Here is a 3,324-nt window from a genome sequence, read left to right as displayed (position 1 = left end):
AGCCGGGGCGGGGTGTTCCTGACCACGCTGATTTCATTCTTCTTCGTGGAGATCGGCGACAAGACCCAGATCGCCACCAGCCTGCTCGCCGCCCGCTACCACCAGATCGCCATGGTCGCGGCCGGCACGACGATCGGCATGCTGCTCGCCGACGTGCCCGCCGTGCTGCTGGGCGAGGCGGCCACCAAGATCGTGCCGCTCAGCTATGTGCGCATGGCCGCAGCCGCCATGTTCGCCTTGATCGGCGTCTGGGTGGTTCTGTCGGCGTTCGGGGTGGTCTAGAAACCGCGGAAAGGGCGGCTAGCTCAGCTGGTCAGAGCACCTCGTTTACACCGAGGGGGTCGGGGGTTCGAACCCCTCGCCGCCCACCAGCCTTCGCGCGGGCGTATCTCGAGCGCCCGGTCAGGCCGGCTCGGCGAGGCCGGAGGGGCTGGCGGGACCGGGCGCGCCCTGACCCCGGCGGCCGGCGCGGTCCAGCACCCAGGCGGCCGGGGCGGCGGCCACGATGCACAGGGCCGCGACGCTGGCGGCCGACCACAGCAGGCGGACATAGTGGGTCTCGGCCAGGACGAAGGCGCCCACCGCCGGGCCGGTCGCCAGGCCCAGCTTCGAGAGGAACCCTGCCCACATAGCGGTGCGTCCGTCGGCGTCGAAGGCCGAGCAGAGGCCGTAGATGTAGGGGATCACATACGCCCACGAGAACGAGGCGAGCGCATTGGCGATGAACCACATGGCCGGCGCTCGGCCCCAGAACACCAGGAGGACGCCCGTCAGCATGGTCAGCAGCACGGAGGCGCAGATCGGCGCCAGCCGGCCGAAGCGCGTGCCGCTGAGCACCACCGCGCCGGCGCCGACGAGGCCCAGCCACGTGCCCACGCCGACCGTCGCCGAGACATAGTTCCGCGACAGGCCGAATGCCTCGCCCATGCCCAGCGCATAGGCCGAGACCGACGTGCCCTGGGCCTGGAAGATGAAGATCGAGCCCATCGCGCCCAGGGCCAGCCAGCGGGCGCCCGTGGGCCGCGCGGCCCGGAGCCGCGGCGCGTGGGGGTCGCGCGCGGCGACGGAGATGAAGGGCACCATTGCCAGTGTCGTCAGGCTCATGGCGATGAGGGCGAAGAACAGCGCCTTGACCCCGAACAGGGCGACCAGCCGCGGCAGCACGATGACGCCCAGCCCGCCCAGGCCGAACTGCAGGAACAGCAGCACGCCGAAGCCGCGCTCGGGCAGGCGGGTGCGGCCGATCAGCGAGATGCCAACACCGACCAGTAGGCCGCCGGCCAGGCCATGGGCGAAGCGCACCGCCAGCAGCGCGCCAGGCGTCGGCAGCAGCATCGAGCCGAGGTCGAGCGCAGTCATGACGATCAGCACCACGACCGCGGTGGGCCGCCAGGGCAGGCGGGGGCCGATCAGGGCGGCGATCAGCGAGCCCGTCGCCGCGCCATAGACATTGGCCGAGGCGATCAGGCCCGCGTCGCGCGCCGAGAAGGCGAGCGCATGCCTCAGCCCGTCCACCAGGGCGGCCAGGATGTTGACGTAGAAGAGGCCGGCCGTGGTCAGGAAGGCCAGCAGGATGGCGGCCGCCAGGCTGTCGGGATCGGGCTTGGGCAGGCGCGGGGCCGCGCCCGCCGCGCTGGTCGTCATGGCATTGCCCCCGCGACGCATTGCGGCCGTCGCTGCCATAGGACGCGAGGCCGGAGCGGAGCGCAACCGGCTGTGCGCTTCGGCCGCCCTCTTCCTCAACGCAGAGCTTTCGGGCTTAAGTGGCGCGTCGAACGGAGGATTCGGATGACGGCGGCGTCTGCGCGGGAGACCGCGATCCACGAGGATCGCTCCTTCATCGGCCACCCGAAGGGGCTGGCGTTCCTGTCCTCGACCGAGGCGTGGGAACGGTTCTCGTACTACGGCATGCTGGCCCTGCTGGTGCTCTACATGAACCAGCAGCTGCTCAAGCCTGGGCATGTGGAGCACGTGTTCGGCCTGGCCTTCATCCGGCCGATCCTGGAACGCATCTACGGCGGCGGTCGCCACTTCTCCGACCAGCAGCTCGCCTCGTCGATCTACGCGGTCTATTCGAGTACGGTCTATCTGACGCCCCTGCTCGGCGGGCTTATCGCCGACCGGCTAGGCCGCACGCGGACGATCATCGTGGGCGCCTGCATCATGGCGCTCGGCCACTTCCTGATGGCCTTCGACGTCTCGTTCCTGCTGGCCCTGTGCTGTCTGATGTTCGGCGCGGGCTGCCTGAAGGGCAACATTGCGACCCAGGTCGGCTCGCTCTATTCGCGGGAGGACAACCGTCGCGCCGACGCCTTCCAGATCTTCTTCCTGGGGATCAATGCCGGCGTGATCTTCGGTCCGTGGATCACCGGGGCGCTCGGGCAAGGCATAGCCTGGCACTATGGATTCGGCGCGGCCGGCGTGGGCATGCTGATCGCGCTGGTGATCTACCTCGTCGGGCGCCGCCACCTGCCGCCGGACCCGCCGCGCGAGCGCAAGACCCGCGCCGAGGCTGCCGCGCTGCGCAAGTCGATCACCGCGCGCGACTGGCAGGTTCTTATCCTGCTCGCCTGCATCCTGCCGGTGTTGGCGATTTCCGTGGTCGGCAATAACCAGATCCCCAACACCTACCTCGTGTGGGCCGACAAATTCGCGGACCTGCACTTCTTCGGAATTCCCATCCTCAGCAGCCAACTGGTCTCGGTGGATTCCACGGTCTCGGTGATCACGCTCCTGGGGATGGTGTTGTTCTGGCGCATCTGGAAAACCCGCTTTCCCGAGCCCGACGAGCTCGGAAAGATCATCATCGGCTGCCTGCTTAGCGGCGCCGGCGTCGCCTGCCTGGCGATCGGGACCATGCTGGCGGGACCAGGGCAGAAGGTCAGCTTCTCGTGGCTGCTCGCCTTCCATCTGATCAACGACATCGGCTTCGCCAATGTCTTCCCCGTGGGCCTCGCGTTGTTCGCGCGCGCCGCGCCGCGCCACGTCGCTGGCCTGGTGATCGGATTCTACTACCTGCACCTGTGGGCCGGGAACAACCTCGTCGGCTACCTGGGCACGCTCTACGAGCAGATGACGCCGGAGAGGTTCTGGCTGCTGCACGCCGGTCTCGTCGGCGGCGCCGGCGTCGTGTTCCTGGTCATCAAGCTGCTCTTCGGCCGCGTGCTGATCGGTCAGCCGACCGAGCCGGACATGACCACCGTGGCGCTGGCCGACGCGCAAGAGGCGCCCTGACCGCGCCATGCTCTACCGCCCGCTCGGCGCGACGGGGCTGACGGTCTCGGAGATCGGCTTCGGCTGCGCCAGCTGGTGGGGCAAGCCGGC

At 69.3% G+C, this 3,324-nt stretch carries 3 protein-coding genes and 1 tRNA gene; 3 read left to right on the top strand and 1 reads right to left on the bottom strand.

All coding sequences use genetic code 11. The annotated features are described in order from the left end of the window. On the top strand, positions 1 to 282 hold a 282-nt coding region (locus tag VGT80_RS11070; protein ID WP_327455745.1), incomplete at its 5' end, for a TMEM165/GDT1 family protein. 12 nt (positions 283 to 294) lie between these two features. Further along, a tRNA-Val gene (locus tag VGT80_RS11065) sits at positions 295 to 371 on the top strand. Between the two features lie 31 nt (positions 372 to 402). On the opposite strand, the gene VGT80_RS11060 is transcribed toward VGT80_RS11065, so the two are convergent. Then, positions 403 to 1,644 (bottom strand): MFS transporter, encoded by a 1,242-nt coding sequence (locus VGT80_RS11060; protein WP_327455743.1) that lies wholly within the window; start codon positions 1,642 to 1,644, stop codon positions 403 to 405. 144 nt (positions 1,645 to 1,788) lie between these two features. On the opposite strand from VGT80_RS11060, the gene VGT80_RS11055 reads away from it, so the two are divergent. Continuing rightward, positions 1,789 to 3,234 carry a peptide MFS transporter gene (locus VGT80_RS11055; RefSeq protein ID WP_327455741.1) on the top strand — a complete coding sequence of 482 codons (1,446 nt, stop codon included), beginning with the start codon at positions 1,789 to 1,791 and terminating at the stop codon, positions 3,232 to 3,234. Positions 3,235 to 3,324 lie beyond the last annotated feature (90 nt).

It is taken from the genome of Phenylobacterium sp. (assembly GCF_035944335.1).
In the GTDB taxonomy this organism is placed as follows: Bacteria; Pseudomonadota; Alphaproteobacteria; order Caulobacterales; family Caulobacteraceae; genus Phenylobacterium.
Note: the sequence above shows the minus strand (reverse complement) of the source record. Positions and strands in the feature narration are given on the sequence as shown.

Coding starts and splice junctions, on each gene's coding strand:
- VGT80_RS11060 (WP_327455743.1), bottom strand. CDS start 1,644: ATGACGACCAGCGCGGCGGGCGCGGCCCCGCGCCTGCCCAAGCCCGAT.
- VGT80_RS11055 (WP_327455741.1), top strand. CDS start 1,789: ATGACGGCGGCGTCTGCGCGGGAGACCGCGATCCACGAGGATCGCTCC.